General features: G+C 45.9%; 16 protein-coding genes. 6 read left to right on the forward strand and 10 right to left on the reverse strand.

The window, feature by feature from the left end; genetic code table 11:
• Positions 1–52: 52 nt before the first annotated feature.
• The 3 genes from LQZ07_RS23475 to LQZ07_RS23485 are packed head-to-tail and all read left to right on the forward strand — an operon-like array spanning position 53 to position 2,083.
• The gene (locus tag LQZ07_RS23475) at positions 53–1,132 is read left to right on the forward strand and encodes a GGDEF domain-containing protein (RefSeq protein ID WP_152785387.1); all 1,080 of its coding nucleotides are present in this window, start codon (positions 53–55) and stop codon (positions 1,130–1,132) included.
• A gap of 52 nt (positions 1,133–1,184) precedes the next feature.
• Entirely contained in the window at positions 1,185–1,886 is a 702-nt protein-coding gene (locus LQZ07_RS23480; RefSeq protein WP_227981628.1) for an EamA family transporter, read from the forward strand.
• Positions 1,887–1,900: 14 nt separating this feature from the next.
• Positions 1,901–2,083, forward strand: a complete 183-nt coding sequence (locus LQZ07_RS23485; RefSeq protein ID WP_249483413.1) for an EamA family transporter — start codon at positions 1,901–1,903, stop codon at positions 2,081–2,083.
• A gap of 260 nt (positions 2,084–2,343) precedes the next feature.
• Here LQZ07_RS23485 and LQZ07_RS23490 read toward each other — a convergent pair whose 3' ends face one another.
• Together LQZ07_RS23490 and hemB are read right to left on the reverse strand one after the other, a co-directional pair.
• Positions 2,344–3,645 carry a hypothetical protein gene (locus tag LQZ07_RS23490; protein WP_152785385.1) on the reverse strand — a complete coding sequence of 434 codons (1,302 nt, stop codon included), beginning with the start codon at positions 3,643–3,645 and terminating at the stop codon, positions 2,344–2,346.
• A gap of 49 nt (positions 3,646–3,694) precedes the next feature.
• The gene (hemB, locus tag LQZ07_RS23495; protein ID WP_152785485.1) at positions 3,695–4,687 is read right to left on the reverse strand and encodes a porphobilinogen synthase; all 993 of its coding nucleotides are present in this window, start codon (positions 4,685–4,687) and stop codon (positions 3,695–3,697) included.
• A 322-nt stretch (positions 4,688–5,009) separates the two neighbouring features.
• Between hemB and LQZ07_RS23500 the strand changes: the two genes are divergently transcribed.
• On the forward strand, positions 5,010–6,011 hold the full coding sequence (locus tag LQZ07_RS23500) for a substrate-binding domain-containing protein (protein ID WP_016400094.1): 1,002 nt from the start codon (positions 5,010–5,012) through the stop codon (positions 6,009–6,011).
• Between the two features lie 5 nt (positions 6,012–6,016).
• Here LQZ07_RS23500 and LQZ07_RS23505 read toward each other — a convergent pair whose 3' ends face one another.
• Positions 6,017–7,294: an FAD-binding oxidoreductase gene (locus LQZ07_RS23505; RefSeq protein WP_152785383.1), complete on the reverse strand. Its 1,278-nt coding sequence runs from the start codon at positions 7,292–7,294 to the stop codon at positions 6,017–6,019.
• Positions 7,295–7,329: 35 nt separating this feature from the next.
• Positions 7,330–8,067: a gamma-glutamyl-gamma-aminobutyrate hydrolase family protein gene (locus tag LQZ07_RS23510; RefSeq protein ID WP_152785381.1), complete on the reverse strand. Its 738-nt coding sequence runs from the start codon at positions 8,065–8,067 to the stop codon at positions 7,330–7,332.
• 335 nt (positions 8,068–8,402) lie between these two features.
• Between LQZ07_RS23510 and LQZ07_RS23515 the strand changes: the two genes are divergently transcribed.
• A complete protein-coding gene (locus tag LQZ07_RS23515) occupies positions 8,403–9,395 on the forward strand; it encodes a DUF2914 domain-containing protein (RefSeq protein ID WP_152785379.1) in 993 nt (330 codons plus the stop codon).
• Positions 9,396–9,484: 89 nt separating this feature from the next.
• A complete protein-coding gene (locus LQZ07_RS23520) occupies positions 9,485–9,730 on the forward strand; it encodes a DUF6868 family protein (RefSeq protein WP_016400099.1) in 246 nt (81 codons plus the stop codon).
• On the opposite strand, the gene LQZ07_RS23525 is transcribed toward LQZ07_RS23520, so the two are convergent.
• From LQZ07_RS23525 to LQZ07_RS23550, 6 genes are all read right to left on the reverse strand, one after another.
• Entirely contained in the window at positions 9,727–10,206 is a 480-nt protein-coding gene (locus tag LQZ07_RS23525) for a DUF3299 domain-containing protein (RefSeq protein ID WP_016400100.1), read from the reverse strand. The two genes, LQZ07_RS23520 and LQZ07_RS23525, sit on opposite strands and share 4 nt — an antisense overlap.
• 12 nt (positions 10,207–10,218) lie before the next feature.
• Entirely contained in the window at positions 10,219–11,445 is a 1,227-nt protein-coding gene (locus LQZ07_RS23530; protein ID WP_152785377.1) for an ABC transporter permease, read from the reverse strand.
• Complete coding sequence (locus tag LQZ07_RS23535) at positions 11,432–12,148, reverse strand: ABC transporter ATP-binding protein (RefSeq protein ID WP_016400102.1); 717 nt, start codon at positions 12,146–12,148, stop codon at positions 11,432–11,434. The genes LQZ07_RS23530 and LQZ07_RS23535 overlap by 14 nt, the downstream gene beginning before the upstream one ends.
• 1 nt (position 12,149) lies before the next feature.
• The gene (locus LQZ07_RS23540) at positions 12,150–12,941 is read right to left on the reverse strand and encodes a DUF2796 domain-containing protein (RefSeq protein WP_152785375.1); all 792 of its coding nucleotides are present in this window, start codon (positions 12,939–12,941) and stop codon (positions 12,150–12,152) included.
• A 147-nt stretch (positions 12,942–13,088) separates the two neighbouring features.
• Positions 13,089–13,328, reverse strand: a complete 240-nt coding sequence (locus LQZ07_RS23545; RefSeq protein ID WP_194164211.1) for a DUF2607 family protein — start codon at positions 13,326–13,328, stop codon at positions 13,089–13,091.
• A gap of 80 nt (positions 13,329–13,408) precedes the next feature.
• Positions 13,409–14,227: a DUF2797 domain-containing protein gene (locus LQZ07_RS23550; RefSeq protein WP_249483415.1), complete on the reverse strand. Its 819-nt coding sequence runs from the start codon at positions 14,225–14,227 to the stop codon at positions 13,409–13,411.
• Positions 14,228–14,280 lie beyond the last annotated feature (53 nt).

A 14,280-nucleotide genomic window follows, 5' to 3' on the forward strand; every position in this document is an offset into this window, starting at 1 on the left:
TTTTTCAGGTATACAATCGTTTTTATTTGAGTATTAACTGTAAGGAACACGGTTGCTCAACAAGATACTTAACATAGGCACCAGCACAGGAAAGCGTCACGCCGTTCGGATGACCAATCTATTTGTGGTTATAGGCCTGCCTTTACTAGCCCTAAATGTTATTGTTCAAGCGCTTGAGCATAACATTACTGCGATTGAATTCTGGCTTGTTAATGGCTTAGTGGTATTTGCTTACACCCTAACGCTGCTGTTTAACTGGTTAAATCAAAATGACCTAGCCCGAGCTTGGCTGTTAACGGTATTTGTTCTCGATATTACTTTGGCCTCTACCCGTTGGTTTGGTATCGAGTCCTTCATTTTCTTCCATCTTATTGTTATTTATCCAGTGGCATTTTTGCTATGGCAAGAAAAGCCGTCCATTCGCAATGCCATTTTGGCCTTAATAAGCGTGGCCTTTTTTGCGGTATTCTACTGGCCAAGCGACCCTATGTTCCCCAGTGATGTAGAGCAAAAACGAAGTTCTATGGGCTTGGTGTTTATTAACTGCGCCATTCTATTAAGTATTGTGGCCAAGCTGTTTTCTATCGATACTCAGCGCGCTCATCGCCACCTTGCTGAGCAAGCGCGCATCGACCCTCTCACCAATATCTTGAACCGCCGAGAATTAGAGCGCCAGCTTGATACTCAATGTGAGTCGGTATTAAGCATGGCAGTAATGCTGTTTGATATAGACAAATTTAAACACATTAATGACCAATACGGTCATCACACCGGTGATGATGCGCTAAAACATGTTGTGGCCTGCGTAAAACAACAACTCCCTGAAGAGGCAATGTTTGCCCGATTTGGCGGCGATGAATTTTGTATATTATGGGCCAATTGCCAGCGCCAACAGGCGCAAGACTTAGCCAATATCATTGTCAAACAAGTTGCCGAAAAACCTTGCTCGGTTAACGACCAACACCTCGCCATTAGCATTAGCATTAGCATGGGCATTGCCTTTGAAACCCAAAGAAAAGATTTGTCCCGTTTGTTGATTGACGCCGACAATGCCATGTATGCTGCCAAACGCAAAGGTCGTAATACCTTTGTCACCACTTGGGCACAGCCAAGCCAAGCGGTACCTGCCTAAGTTAACTCCGCGTTTCACTTAGCCCTCTCTTATTGCGTTTTAGGAGCATACATTGAGTTATGAATGGTTAGCTTTGCTGGCCGCTGCGCTTTGGGCCTGCACCAGCTTAATCTCGGTAACCCCTAGCCGAGTTATGGGCGCTTTTGCCTATAGCCGCTGGCGCATGGGCTTAGTTAGCCTAATGCTGCTTGGCGCCGCTCTATACAATAACCAATGGCAAATGATTAGCCTGTCGCAAGCGGGATTGTTTGCTTTGTCGGGCTTTATTGGCGTATTTGTTGGCGACACCGCCTTATTCGCTTGCATGAACCGCCTAGGACCACGCCGTGCCAGCTTGTTATTTGCCTGTCACGCCGCTTTCTCTGCCTTTTTAGGAGTATGGCTATTTAATGAAGATTTACTTGGTTGGCCGCTACTGGGCGCTGCCTGTTTGTTCTTAGGCGTAATATTAGCTGTTAGTTTTGGTCGCCGAAGTGAGCAGCACAGCTGGGAAAAGATTACCGGCTCAGTCAGCATAGCGGTTGCTTTGGGGTTAACGGCCGCACTCTGCCAAAGCCTTGGAACAGTGATGCTAAAACCGCTGATGAGCGCCCCAGAATACAGTGCTATAGACCCAGTAGCGGGCTCAGCATTGCGAATGTTAAGTGCTTTTTCAGCCCACTTTTTGTTATGGCTAAGTGGTTACAAACTTGCAAGAACACTTATGCCGATTAACTCAAAGCTATTTGTTATGATCGCCGCCAACGGTTTTTAGCCATGGCGGTCGGCATGACATTAATGTTGTTTGCCCTAAGGCATGGCGATGTATCAGTGGTTGCCCTGTTATCATCAACTTCACCAGTATTGGTGCTGCCGCTGTTATGGATAGTAACCAAACAAGCGCCTACTCGCTCGGCCTGGCTTAGCGCCGGTTTATGTGTACTAGGCAGCGCCTTGCTAATATTTGGCTAGGGGCTGTTGAACTTTGGTGTTGAAATTTTGTTCGAGATAAGCGGACTTTAATCGCGGCGAGCACTTAGAAGCCTAGTGGGCTAAGCAAGAAGTGCTTAACAAAGAGTAGAGTTCGCTTATCCGAACCCTTCGGGCAGCATTTCTTAGCCATTTATTCAGCCTTAGCGAGTGATTATTAAGCCCACTTAACTGCACACTCTCTGCCTTGCCTAAATGGCTAATAAATTGCTGCAAAAATCATCAGCAAAGATCAACAGACCCTAGTGTTCAGGGTTAAGAAAAGCCGGCAAGTGGGCGATGCGCTGGTCAATAAAAAACACTTTTTGCTGATACAACTCAGAGTTTGTAGAACCATAAACTTGGGCAAAGCTTTGCTCACTAATGCCTTCGGCTAAATCATCTATCCGTGGGAAAAATGCCTGCTCTGAGCGTGCGGAGCGCATAGCAGCCAAAAACATTTCCGCTTTATCGAGATTCTTCGCCGATTCGGCAAACTCAATGCCAGTCCGGTCAGCTGCTAGATCGGCAAAACTAAAACCACTGCCACCCTCTAAAGAATCAAATAGCTCTTTAAACTCTCCAATAGAAGCACTAAAACCTTGCTCTGCAGCCATGCTCAAGCCCGCCGAATAAACAAAGTGCAGCAGTAAGTCTCTGCGCCCTGCAAGGGTAACATTGTTTGGAGCGGCTTCTAGAGTCAGGTCATCAGCAAAACGTTGCGCCATCACTTTTTGAAAAGTGCCTTGGCTGAAAAAAATCGCCATTGCCCACACTAAAGCCTGTTGCTCTTGTAGAACATCGCTTTGCTCACCTCGCATTGCGACATCAAAGCTCAGTGGGTACAGATAGTCATATAAAGAAATGGCTTGTTGTTCACCATACTGCTTTCTTAACTGGCTTAACTTTTGATAGTAAATCGCCACTGGTAAGCTAGCTAGCTGCGGATCTTTCAACTGATCGAGATTCTTATAAGCACCAGCAACTTTTAAACCTAAATCCTCTACTGGCTCAACCTTAAACTGCACCTGCTGCTGGCTAACGTCTACTGCTTTAATGCTAGCTAATAGCTCTTCGGCTTGTAACTCTGGGAACAAACGCTCTGCCAAGCGCAGCGCTATGTGTTGCGCCATGCTGCCCGGTAAGCTTAATTGACCTACCTTCCATTGACCAAACTGCAAACCTTGAGTTGAGGTATGCAAGCTAATTTCGCTGTTTACATAGCCTTGGTAAATGCTCGTAGGCAAGGCAATGCTGCCACTTAGGCGTAACTCAGATTCGGCAAACGCTGCTTCAGCATCTAAACCACTAAAAGCAGTGGAAGATAAAGCTAACAAGCCATCTAGCTGCTGTTGGCTAAGTTGAATATCAACCGATTGCTGCCCGCCACGAAAAAGCTGCAAGTTTTGTTTAAGCCAGTCTTTAGCATCGGCAACTTGCCGAGCACTCACCGAAGGAGGAGTGAGCACGGTAGCTTGCTTAGATACCATCAACGCAAAGGCGATTAATACCGCCAGAGCAAGCAATAAACTAAGGCTGAGTAGGGCAAACAGTATTTTCTTCATATTACAATAAAGCCCCTCGGTGGGGGCTTAGCAACTACCTAGTAAGGATTTATTTAGTTTCGGCTAACCACTGCGCTACGTCTTTAGCGAAGTAAGTTAAAATGCCATCGGCGCCGGCCCGTTTAAAGGCAAGTAAAGATTCAAGCACTACCGGGCGCTCGGCTAACCAACCATTCTCAATGGCGGCTTTATGCATCGCATACTCGCCACTCACTTGGTAAGCAAAGGTAGGCACTGCAAAGGCATCTTTAACTTGGCGAACCACATCTAAATAGGGCATACCTGGCTTTACCATTACCATGTCGGCGCCTTCTTCAATATCTAAAGCCACTTCATGTAGTGCTTCTTGACCATTGGCAGGATCCATTTGGTAAGTCTTTTTATTGCCACCTTTAAGGTTACCAGAACTACCCACTGCATCGCGGAATGGTCCGTAGTAGCTAGAGGCGTATTTGGCTGAATAAGCCATGATCATGGTGTTGTGATAACCCGCTTCCTCTAACGCTTCTCGAATAGCGGCAATTCTACCGTCCATCATATCCGATGGCGCAACAACATCAGCCCCTGCGGCTGCATGAGATAAGGCCTGTTTCACCAGAATCTCGGTGGTTATATCGTTTTGCACATAACCTTCGTCATCGATAATGCCGTCTTGGCCATGAGTGGTGAACGGGTCCAATGCCACATCGGTCATCACTCCAAGTTCAGGAAAAGCTTGTTTAAGTGCGCGCACCGCTCGTTGCGCTAGGGCATCGTCGGCATAGGCTTGCTCAGCCAACAGTGACTTTTGCTCAAGCGGCGTTACCGGGAACAGGGCAATCATCGGCACACCTAAGGCCACTAATTGCTCAGCTTCTTTTAACAGCAGATCAATGCTAAAACGCTTTACACCCGGCATGGACGCAACCGTTTCTGTTTGGTTTTCCCCTTCAATCACAAACATTGGGTAAATCAAATCATCAACACTTAACTGGTTTTCACTGGCTAGGCGACGAGAGAAATCATGACGGCGAATTCGACGCATGCGGGTGGCAGGGAACATTCTTGATACGCTCACTCAGCGCTCCTTAATTATGTTGCTGTTAGCATCTAGCGCTACTTTAAGCGGCTAATGCTTAGCGAGCAAGTGTATGTAACAGTTTTTCTTAACAGTTTCAGAACAGCTCAAACCCTGCCACCACAGCGAAAAAAAGCATAGATAATATGTGATTACACTCGCGTTCAAAGGAAAACGTTTCCACATTTGATTTACATTTGTTAAATTATAGATACTACATCGCCTAGTCACTGGTCGTGACGCCAGCACATCTTATAGCTAGTGTTTTCAACTTAGTCACAAGCAAAACCGTTTTCTTGGAGTATAAATGGCCACAATTAAAGACGTAGCAGCTGCCGCCGGTGTTTCTGTCGCCACCGTATCTCGGGTGGTCAATAATGGCCCCAAAGTAAGTGCCAAAAACCGCGACCTTGTAAAGAAGGTGATGTTAGAGCTAGGCTATCGGCCTAACGCCAATGCCCGCGCTCTGGTTACCCAAACCAACCCTACTTTAGGTTTAGTGTTTAGTGAGCTAACAGACCCATTTTTTGCCACACTAGCTGGCGGGGTAGAGAAAGTAACCCGCAACAACAATATCCAGTTATTGATCAGTAACGGTTTAGTTAGTGCAGAGAGTGAAAAGCGCGCCATTGAAACGCTTTTAGAACAGCGTTGTCAGGCCTTGGTGGTGCACTCTAAAGCCTTAAGCAATCAAGCCTTAATTGACTACGCAGAAGCCGTTCCAGCTTTAGTGTTAATTAACCGCTATATCCCAGAAATAGCTCACCGTTGTGTATGGTTAGACAACCAAGCCGGCGGAGAAGCAGCCGCCCGTCACTTGTTATCATTAGGCCACAAAAACATTGCCTGCATAACAAGTAGCTACGACATCGAAGATCCACGCTTGCGTTTAGAAGGTGTTAAGTCGGTATTGAGTGAAGAAGGCATGCCCTTAGCTGAACATGCCATTGCCTCATCTGATCCTAATGAAATTGGCGGCGAGATTGCGGCGCAAAACCTATTAGCGCGCGGCTTAGACTTTACCGCCCTAATTGTTTACAACGACTCCATGGCGTCTGGCGCCATCACCGTACTTTGCGACAACGGCTATCGAGTACCCGAAGATGTATCGGTAATTGGCTTTGATGACGTATTACTGTCTCGCTACTTGCGCCCTAAACTCACCACCATGCGTTACCCTATTGAGATGATGGCGATGGAAGCCGCCGAGATGTCTTTAGCGTTGGCTAGTGGCGAAAGTGTTGCGCCTATTCATAAATACGTGCCTACGCTGGTAAAACGCGATTCGGTAAGCCAACCTAAAGACTAAACAAGCTAAATACCTAATTTATCTCGCAGGTTGTAATACACCGCACCCAGTGCGGTGAATGGCACCTGTAAATGCCTACCTCCCGGAAAACGATAGTGATTAAGTGAAGCAAATACATCAAAACGCTGCGCTTGGTCACTAAGCACTTCCGCTAACAGCTTACCGGCCAAATGAGTACAGGTTAAGCCATGGCCGCTGTAACCTTGCAAGTAATAAATGTTTCTATCGAGCCTACCAAACTGAGGCATTCTCGAGTAAGTAAGCAAGAAGTTTCCAGTCCATGCATAATCAATCGCGGTCCCTTTTAGTTGCGGAAATAGCGCTTCGAATTTAGGCCTGATTTGCTTTTCTATAGACGCCAAAGGCTTAGCGCCATAAACCACTCCTCCACCAAACAATAAACGTTTATCAGCGGTCAACCGGTAGTAATCAAGTAAGTAGTTACAATCTTCCACACAGTAGTTTTGTGGTAATAGCTGCTGACACAGCTCATCACTTAAAGGCTCTGTGGCTATTACTTGGGTGCCGCAGCGTATCGCCTTATCGCTCAGCTTTGGCTCAAGCTCACCCAAGTAGGCATTTCCGGCAAACAATAGATAGTTGGCAGTAACGCTGCCATGTTCGGTAGTGACTTTGGCAGGCTCACCCGCTTGGTAACTTAACACTGCCGATTGCTCATAGATCTCACCACCTAAACCAAGTACTGCTTCGGCTTCACCTAGAGCAAGATTAAGCGGATGAATATGCCCACCCTGCATGTCCAATAAACCACCTTGGTAGGCAGTGGTACCGACTATTTGTTCTAACTCCACTTTATCTAACAATTGCAATTGGTGATTGCCAAAACGCTCCCAATTGGCTTTTTGTTCCCGTAGGCCTTTAAATTGCTTAGGGTTGTTGGCGGCAAAAACACCACCGGCTTGGTAGTCACACTCAATATTATATTGGGCGATGCGAGAACGGATGATTTCTCCGCCCTCAAAGATCATTTCATTCAAGGCTTGGGCAGTATTTTTGTCATAGCGCTGCTCAATTACGTCGACGTCACGACTATAACTGTTAACCACTTGTCCGCCATTGCGCCCAGTTGCGCCAAAGCCCACCTTGGCACCCTCTAACACCACCACATGGAAGCCTTTCTCAGCGAGGTGCAAGGCCGAAGACAAACCACTAAAACCAGCACCAATAATACAAACATCACAACGAATATCTTGATTTAACTGCGGAAACTCTCGCTGGTTATTTGTGCTGGCAGCGTAATAAGACGAAGTGTGTTGTTGCATGGTGCTCTCCAATGGTCTGTTAACCCTAGTAACTGCTACGCGGCACGGCGTTTTGCTGCTGCCACAAATTGGCTAAAAATGGCTTGTGATACCTTATTTTCGCTGGCTTGCCACTCGGGATGCCATTGCACAGCATAGAAAAATGGGTGTTCAGCAAGCCGAAACGCTTCTACCAAACCATCCTCTGCTTGCGCCTCAACTAACAAAGGCTCAGCGAGTCGATTAATGCCTTGATTATGTAAGGAGTTAACCTGAATCATATCGCTATCTAACCAGTCGCCCAGCCAGCTGTCTTTAGCAAGCTGCAAAGAGTGCTGATCAGCATACTTTTTAGTGAAGTCTTCGGTATCGGGCTCTCGGTGTTCTACACAACCACCAAGTTGATAGACTTTGTGATGCAGGCTGCCACCTAGGGCGACATTCATTTCCTGAAAGCCGCGACAAATTCCCAAAACAGGTAAGCCATGCTGTTTAGAATATTCAACAATAGAGAATGCCAGGCTATCGCGCCCTCGGTCTAAACGCGGCTCTAAATGCTTAGCGCCATATAACTCCGGGTGCACATTAGAATGGCTACCGGTAAATAATACTCCATCTAGGCCATCTAATACCCGTTGCAAACTTCTCCCTTTTAGCTGGTGAGTCAGTAATACCGGGGCTGCGTCATAGCTTTCCAAAGCGTTTAAGTAAAACTCATTAACACTTTGCACCTGGTATAAACCTTGCGGTTTATGACAAGTAATAACACCAATGAGAGCTTGTTTATGTTCCATATCCTCTGCAAAACCTCGTCAAAATTTAGCAAATTTAATTAAAGCTAAATTGGCACACAAAAGATAAAATGTAAAATATATTTAACACTCATTATTTAAAGCCGAAGGATAAAACCTAGATAATTCCGAAGATAAAAGAGATTTTAAGACAATATGCTGAGCTTTCTGCCTAAAGCTAACTAGAAATGAATGCTTTTACTAAACAGTAGACGGAAGGCATAACGCAACCACATAACAACAACGACCAGATTTAAGGTAAATCAATAGCAGCTAAGGCGCATAATCGGTAAAATCGCCCAGCAGTTTTCATTGGAGTATGGGGCAAATCCTCAGTCATGGCAGAACAAGTAAGCATCAAAATACATTTCAACTCATCCGCAGACCAAGCGGCGACTATAGATAAAGTTCCCGCGCCAAAGCCACCCTTTGACTTACGCAAAGTTTTTGCCGCATTGATAGTGCTTGCCTTAGTTATATTCGCTTTGCTGCATTTAATGTGGCCAGCTAACGCAGAACCTACAGCCGAGTCGAATGCCTTTACAAACCAACAAGCCAGCCAAGTTGAAAATAATTCCGATAAGGCAGAGTTACCAGCCTTAGAAGCCTCAACCGAGCAACCTCAAACCGAACAATTTGAAGAGATTGCAGCTGAAAGTTCATCGATTGTGGCTACAGAAGTACAACAGCTGCAGCCCTCAACAACGGAACAGGCAGTTAATGAGCCGCTAGCCGCCGTAAAAAAGAACACCTCAGAAACAAACCAAGCTAAGCCGGAAACCGATACTGCACAAGCTAAGCAGCAAACTAATGACTTAGCCAACACCACTCCCAGCACTTCAGAACAAGCTGAGCTTGCTAGCGAGCAAATAAGCATACCTGCCGCTCAAGCTAATGTTACCGTCGAGCCAATAGCAAGCAAGGTTGAAACAGCAACTAATGAAGAAGCCATTGCGGCCGAAAATGTTGATAGGGAGCTTACTCACAGCTCTGAGCAAACCAATAAAGCATCGAGCCAAGTCGCTCGAGCCCAGCTAAGTTCTGCCATTAGCCAACGAGAGCCAGTGGATAACTTAACTCGGGTTGAGCTCAGTCAAATTCAGCAGGTCTATTTGTTTATGGAGTTGCGTGAGATGCAAGGTCAAAGCATTCAAATAAACTGGTATCGCCAGCAACAACTTCAGGCATCGGTTGAATTGGACATCGGAGGCCCACGCTGGCGCACCAATGCCAGCAAACGCTTTGACTTAAATAGTCGCGGCGACTGGCAAGTAGCGATATATAATCAACAGCAAGTACGCATTTTTGAACAAAACTTTACTGTGGAATAAGCCAATAGGCTTGCAGTGACACTAAGCAATGGTAAATTGATTGAGTGGCTTAGTTGCTTTCAATTAATTAAAGATATGCAGGTGACGTTATGGAACTTGAGTTAATTCGCAGCGCGTTAGGCTGGGGAGCCATTATCAATATTGCGGTATTGCTGTATTGGTTTGCTTTTTTAACCCTAGCTCACGACTGGACCTACAAACTGCACTCTAAATGGTTCAACCTTAGCGTAGAGAAGTTCGACCGCTTTCATTACCTAGGCTTGGCACTATATAAAACCGCCATTATTGCGTTTTACGTTGTGCCATATATCGCCCTAGGTATTGTGTTAGATTAATCGGTATACAGCACGATCGACTCAGGTTCGCTGATTGAATAGCCAGCGGTGGCTACCCCTTCAACAGTTTGAACTTGAGTATTGATGGTTCCTTCAACCCAAACAGGTTCCCATAGGTCTTCTAGCTGTAAACCTTTTGAGTGAGTAACATAAACAATTTGGTTTGGCGGTGGTGGTGGATAATGCAAACAAGCACCAAAGTACGGCACCAATAAAAACTCCTTCACCAACTCCCCTTCGGTATCCAGCGGCACTACAAAGCCCGGAATACGGATTGGCTTGCCGTCCAACTCTTTATTTACGCTCACATTGAGATTTTGCTGACCCGCTTGGTCCAACGGTATGTTGTGATCAATTTCAGGCATCGGCATGTTGCGTTCATTTTCTGGCAGCAACTCGTTCCAAACGTCTACGCCATTGGCCTGTAGGTTCATGCTAACCAGCAATAAACCCACTACGTAATAAGCTAGTTTCATGTTTTACCCTTACTAAATTTTTATGCTCATGCCATCGCTAAGCGAATAACGATAAGCGCGCCAAGCAGGTAGTACGCCAGCTAAAAAGCCCACCACAACTACGGCCAACAATAAGTAGCATTGCTCTACAGTAGGCCAGTTTAACACTAAATAGAAACCAAACTGATTAAGCAGTATAGGTTTCGCTGCCCCCAAAATTAGATACATGCTGGCTAAACCAAGCAAAGCGCCTAGCGCACTCAATAACAAGGCTTCAATGAGTAACAAACCAAAGATATGTCGCGGTTTAGCCCCTACCGAGCGCAAAATTGCCATCTCTCTACGGCGTTCTTTTAAGCTCACCATCAAGGTGCTTAACATGCTCATTAATCCAGTAATAACCACACAAATGGATACCGCTAACAGAGCACTTTCGGCAATGCTTAAAATGCCCCACAGTTCTTGCAAAGCCACTCCTGGCAATATCGCTAACAGCGCTTCATTTTTGTACTGATTAATCTGTCGCTGCAAATTAAAAATTTGTAAGCGGGATTGTGTACCCAGCATCATTGCAGTAATGCTTGAAGGCGATAACTGAGCCTCGGTAAATGGCTGTGTTTGCGGCGGCAGGTGAATCGCTTCGATGCCAGCAAGCGAGGTAATCACCGTTCGGTCTACTGGTGTACCTGTAGGTTTTAAAATGCCGCTAACTTCAAAAGGGAACTGGTCATGATTAACAAAACTTACTGCTGCAATTCCGTGCGCCACTACAATTTTATCACCCAGTTTATAACCCAACTTGCGGGCAACTTCGGCGCCTAATACCACTTCAAAGGTATCGTTTAATTGCTGGCCTTGGGCAAACTCTAAAGGCTGTTTATTGGCGTATTGATAATGCTCAAAAAAGCTATTGGTGGTGCCCATTACACGATAGCCGCGATGCGAATCCCCCAGGGAAATAGGGATCGACCATTTTACTGACGACTGACCTGCAATTTCTTGGTAACTGTCCCAGCTAATATTATTGGTGGCATTACCAATGCGAAATACCGAATAAAGCAGTAATTGAGTAGGGCCACTGCGTGCCCCCACAATTAAATCGGTGCCAGAGATGGTTGAGGCAAAACTCGATTTAGCTTGAGTACGTAGATTTTCCACACCTAGCAATAGGGCCACACTAAGGGCGATGGTAAGCAAACTAAGCAATGCGGTACCACGCCTTGCCCACAAACTATGCCAAGCCAATTTAAGCAAGCTCATGTTGACCTCCCAAATTAAGCGCTGGCAAATCAACCACCTGATGGAAACGATTAGCTAGCTCTTGATCGTGACTCACCAATAACAAGCTGCTATCACAGTGCTCTAACTCAGACATCAACAGGTTCATAAAATGTTCGCGATTGGTTTTATCCAACGCTGAGGTGGGTTCATCGGCAATAATTAACTCTGGAGAGCCGATCATTGCGCGAGCCGCAGCCACCCGCTGTTGTTGGCCAATGCTCAACTGGCCAACTGGCTGATTAAGCTGCTTATCAGGCAACTGCAGATGCGATAATAAACGACGCGCTTCATCCAATACCGACGATGAGCGGCTTAAAGCTCGCTGCCGACGTAACTTAGAGAACTGACAGGCCAAAGCGACATTTTCGAGTACCGACAAGTAGGGCAACAGGTTGAACTGCTGAAATACGTAGCCAATATGATCGGCTCGCAGTTGGTCACGTTGCGCTGCTTTTAAGCTGGCACAGTCTTGTCCCATGAAACTTAACTTGCCCTGTTGCGGGCTAATCACCCCAGCAATCAAGCTGAGCAGTGTAGATTTACCACAGCCGCTTGGCCCATGAATAAAGGTATGGCTAGCCGCAGCAATAGTTAAATGAGGAATATGAATGGCCGGGTGTGTTTCACCCGGCCACGCAAATACCACTTCTTCTAAGGCTAATAGAGAAGCAGACTGGCTCATATTATAAGTTCACCTTGTTTTGCGCTGGTGTAACATCAAATGCTACTTGGCCGCGCTCACTAGCACCTTGTACTTGGATTTTTTCCATACGAGGGAAAAGCTTAAACAACTCTAGGTCGAAGCTTTTCAGTTCATCTAAGTGATGACAGTGGAAGTGGTAAGTTAAGCGCACATCCTCGTGGCTAGCATGAGCAGCGTGGTCATGATCGTCATGCCCTTTGTGCTCCTCGTGGGCAGCATGGTCATGATCGTCATGGCCTTTGTGCTCGTCGTGGGCAGCATGGTCATGATCATCATGGTCTTTATGCTCATCGTGGGCAGCATGGTCATGATCGTCATGGTCTTTATGCTCATCGTGGGCAGCATGGTCATGATCGTCGTGGTCTTTATGCTCATCGTGCGCAGCATGGTCATGATCGTCGTGGTCTTTATGCTCGTCGTGCGCAGCGTGGTTGTGGTGATCGTGGTCTTCATGCTCTGCATCCGCTTGGTCTAGGCTTCCCCAATGCTGAGTAACTTCTTCAAGCTCACATTCGCCACCGGCAAAGCTAAACAAACTCATGCCTTGAGCTGCTTGTTTTTTTGCGTCGTCCAATATCTTGTGCTGTTGCTCATTGACTGGAGCATGCTCAAAACCAAGAAAATTATCGGCCGGAGAATGTATTTCAATCTCTAGCTCTTCACCACTGGCGGCAAAAAAGAGCTCGGCAACACCATGTTGGTGAGCAGACTGGGCGCTAGCTGCACAAGAAAACAGGCCAAAAACGGCCGCATATATAGGCGTTAACTTCATTATAAGTATCCATGATTTTTAAAAAGTAAGTGACTAAATCAATCAATACCAATCTAACTAAACTGGCTAACAGCAAGGAGCAAGCGTGTTTGCTTAACGCTAACCATACTCAGCTGTATTGCGAGATTCAAACCTTGTTTAGCTAAATTAGCAACTCATGGACGGTGGAGAGCGGGCACTAGCAGCGAGCGCATGCTGGCTGGTGTATAAGTAAACAGTTCTAACAAAAGCTTGGCGACGTTTAAGCAAAACAATCAGCGGTACGCTGCTTACTATCGCCGTTGCCAGTTTTTCTAAATTAAAACAGAGTTGGCAATGTAGCTCGGAGTGCTCTGGATCAAGCCGTTCAACTTGATGTTCAGCCCAAGCCAAGACAAACCAAGACACTGATAAAATCAGTATGCATGTAAGTCTCTTTTGCCAAGTCTGTAAGATCATTCTGTTTCCGATACTGCTGGTAAATTGGCTTATTCAGACAATAGTTTAATTTCGTAAGAGCCAAACTTGCGAATATTTATCACACCATTGTTAAAGATTAAATACTGGCCTTTAATTCCTTGCAGCTGCCCTTCTACCAAGGGATTTTTATCTAAGTTAAAACTGCTTATTTTGCTTGGATATTGAGCAACAGGAAAATTTAAATCAATCACTTGCTCCTCAGGCAGTTCACTTATGGCTTCTAAGCCAAAGCGCTCTGCTAGATCGGCTAAGGCCTCACCAATTTGTGGCAACAAACGTTCACGCTCGGCTATCAAATCTAATTCTATCGCACCGCCTTTCAACATAGCTCGCCAATTGGTTTTGTCTGCCACCAGCTTAGCTAACTCTATTTCTACCAAACCAGAAAGCTGGCGCGTGGCAACTTTAAATATTGGTAGGGCTTGAGTAGCACCTTGGTCAATCCAACGTGTTGGTATTTGGCTATGGCGAGTAATGCCCACCTTTAAGCCCGATGTATTGGCTAAGTAAACATAATGAGGAATCATGCAATTTGCTTCTCCCCACACTGGCTCACGACAGGAGCCTTGGGCATAGTGGCAGGTTTCAGGCTTCATAATGCACATATCGCAACTGGCCAGCTTACGCATACACACAAAACAATGGCCTTGCGAGTAACTTTTCTTTGTGGCTTTACCACAGCTTCGGCAGTTTATTTTACCGGTAAATTCGAAAGCTAAAGATTCACCGATTAGTGGATTAAGATGTAACTCTTGCTCGCCGATAGGCAAATAGTACTGAACTTGTTCGCCCAGTTCTGCTCGCATTTTTGATAGATGTCCCTGCACGGTCCGCCACTCTCTGAAGTCTTATTATGGCTGAGCAGTGTAAAGCAAAGCGG

Source organism: Agarivorans sp. B2Z047, from assembly GCF_023373605.1.
Classification (GTDB): domain Bacteria; phylum Pseudomonadota; class Gammaproteobacteria; order Enterobacterales; family Celerinatantimonadaceae; genus Agarivorans; species Agarivorans albus.

Coding starts and splice junctions, on each gene's coding strand:
- LQZ07_RS23505 (WP_152785383.1), bottom strand. CDS start 7,294: ATGCAACAACACACTTCGTCTTATTACGCTGCCAGCACAAATAACCAG.
- LQZ07_RS23500 (WP_016400094.1), top strand. CDS start 5,010: ATGGCCACAATTAAAGACGTAGCAGCTGCCGCCGGTGTTTCTGTCGCC.
- LQZ07_RS23515 (WP_152785379.1), top strand. CDS start 8,403: ATGGCAGAACAAGTAAGCATCAAAATACATTTCAACTCATCCGCAGAC.
- LQZ07_RS23520 (WP_016400099.1), top strand. CDS start 9,485: ATGGAACTTGAGTTAATTCGCAGCGCGTTAGGCTGGGGAGCCATTATC.
- LQZ07_RS23530 (WP_152785377.1), bottom strand. CDS start 11,445: ATGAGCTTGCTTAAATTGGCTTGGCATAGTTTGTGGGCAAGGCGTGGT.
- LQZ07_RS23490 (WP_152785385.1), bottom strand. CDS start 3,645: ATGAAGAAAATACTGTTTGCCCTACTCAGCCTTAGTTTATTGCTTGCT.
- LQZ07_RS23485 (WP_249483413.1), top strand. CDS start 1,901: ATGACATTAATGTTGTTTGCCCTAAGGCATGGCGATGTATCAGTGGTT.
- LQZ07_RS23535 (WP_016400102.1), bottom strand. CDS start 12,148: ATGAGCCAGTCTGCTTCTCTATTAGCCTTAGAAGAAGTGGTATTTGCG.
- LQZ07_RS23510 (WP_152785381.1), bottom strand. CDS start 8,067: ATGGAACATAAACAAGCTCTCATTGGTGTTATTACTTGTCATAAACCG.
- LQZ07_RS23525 (WP_016400100.1), bottom strand. CDS start 10,206: ATGAAACTAGCTTATTACGTAGTGGGTTTATTGCTGGTTAGCATGAAC.
- LQZ07_RS23540 (WP_152785375.1), bottom strand. CDS start 12,941: ATGAAGTTAACGCCTATATATGCGGCCGTTTTTGGCCTGTTTTCTTGT.
- hemB (WP_152785485.1), bottom strand. CDS start 4,687: ATGTTCCCTGCCACCCGCATGCGTCGAATTCGCCGTCATGATTTCTCT.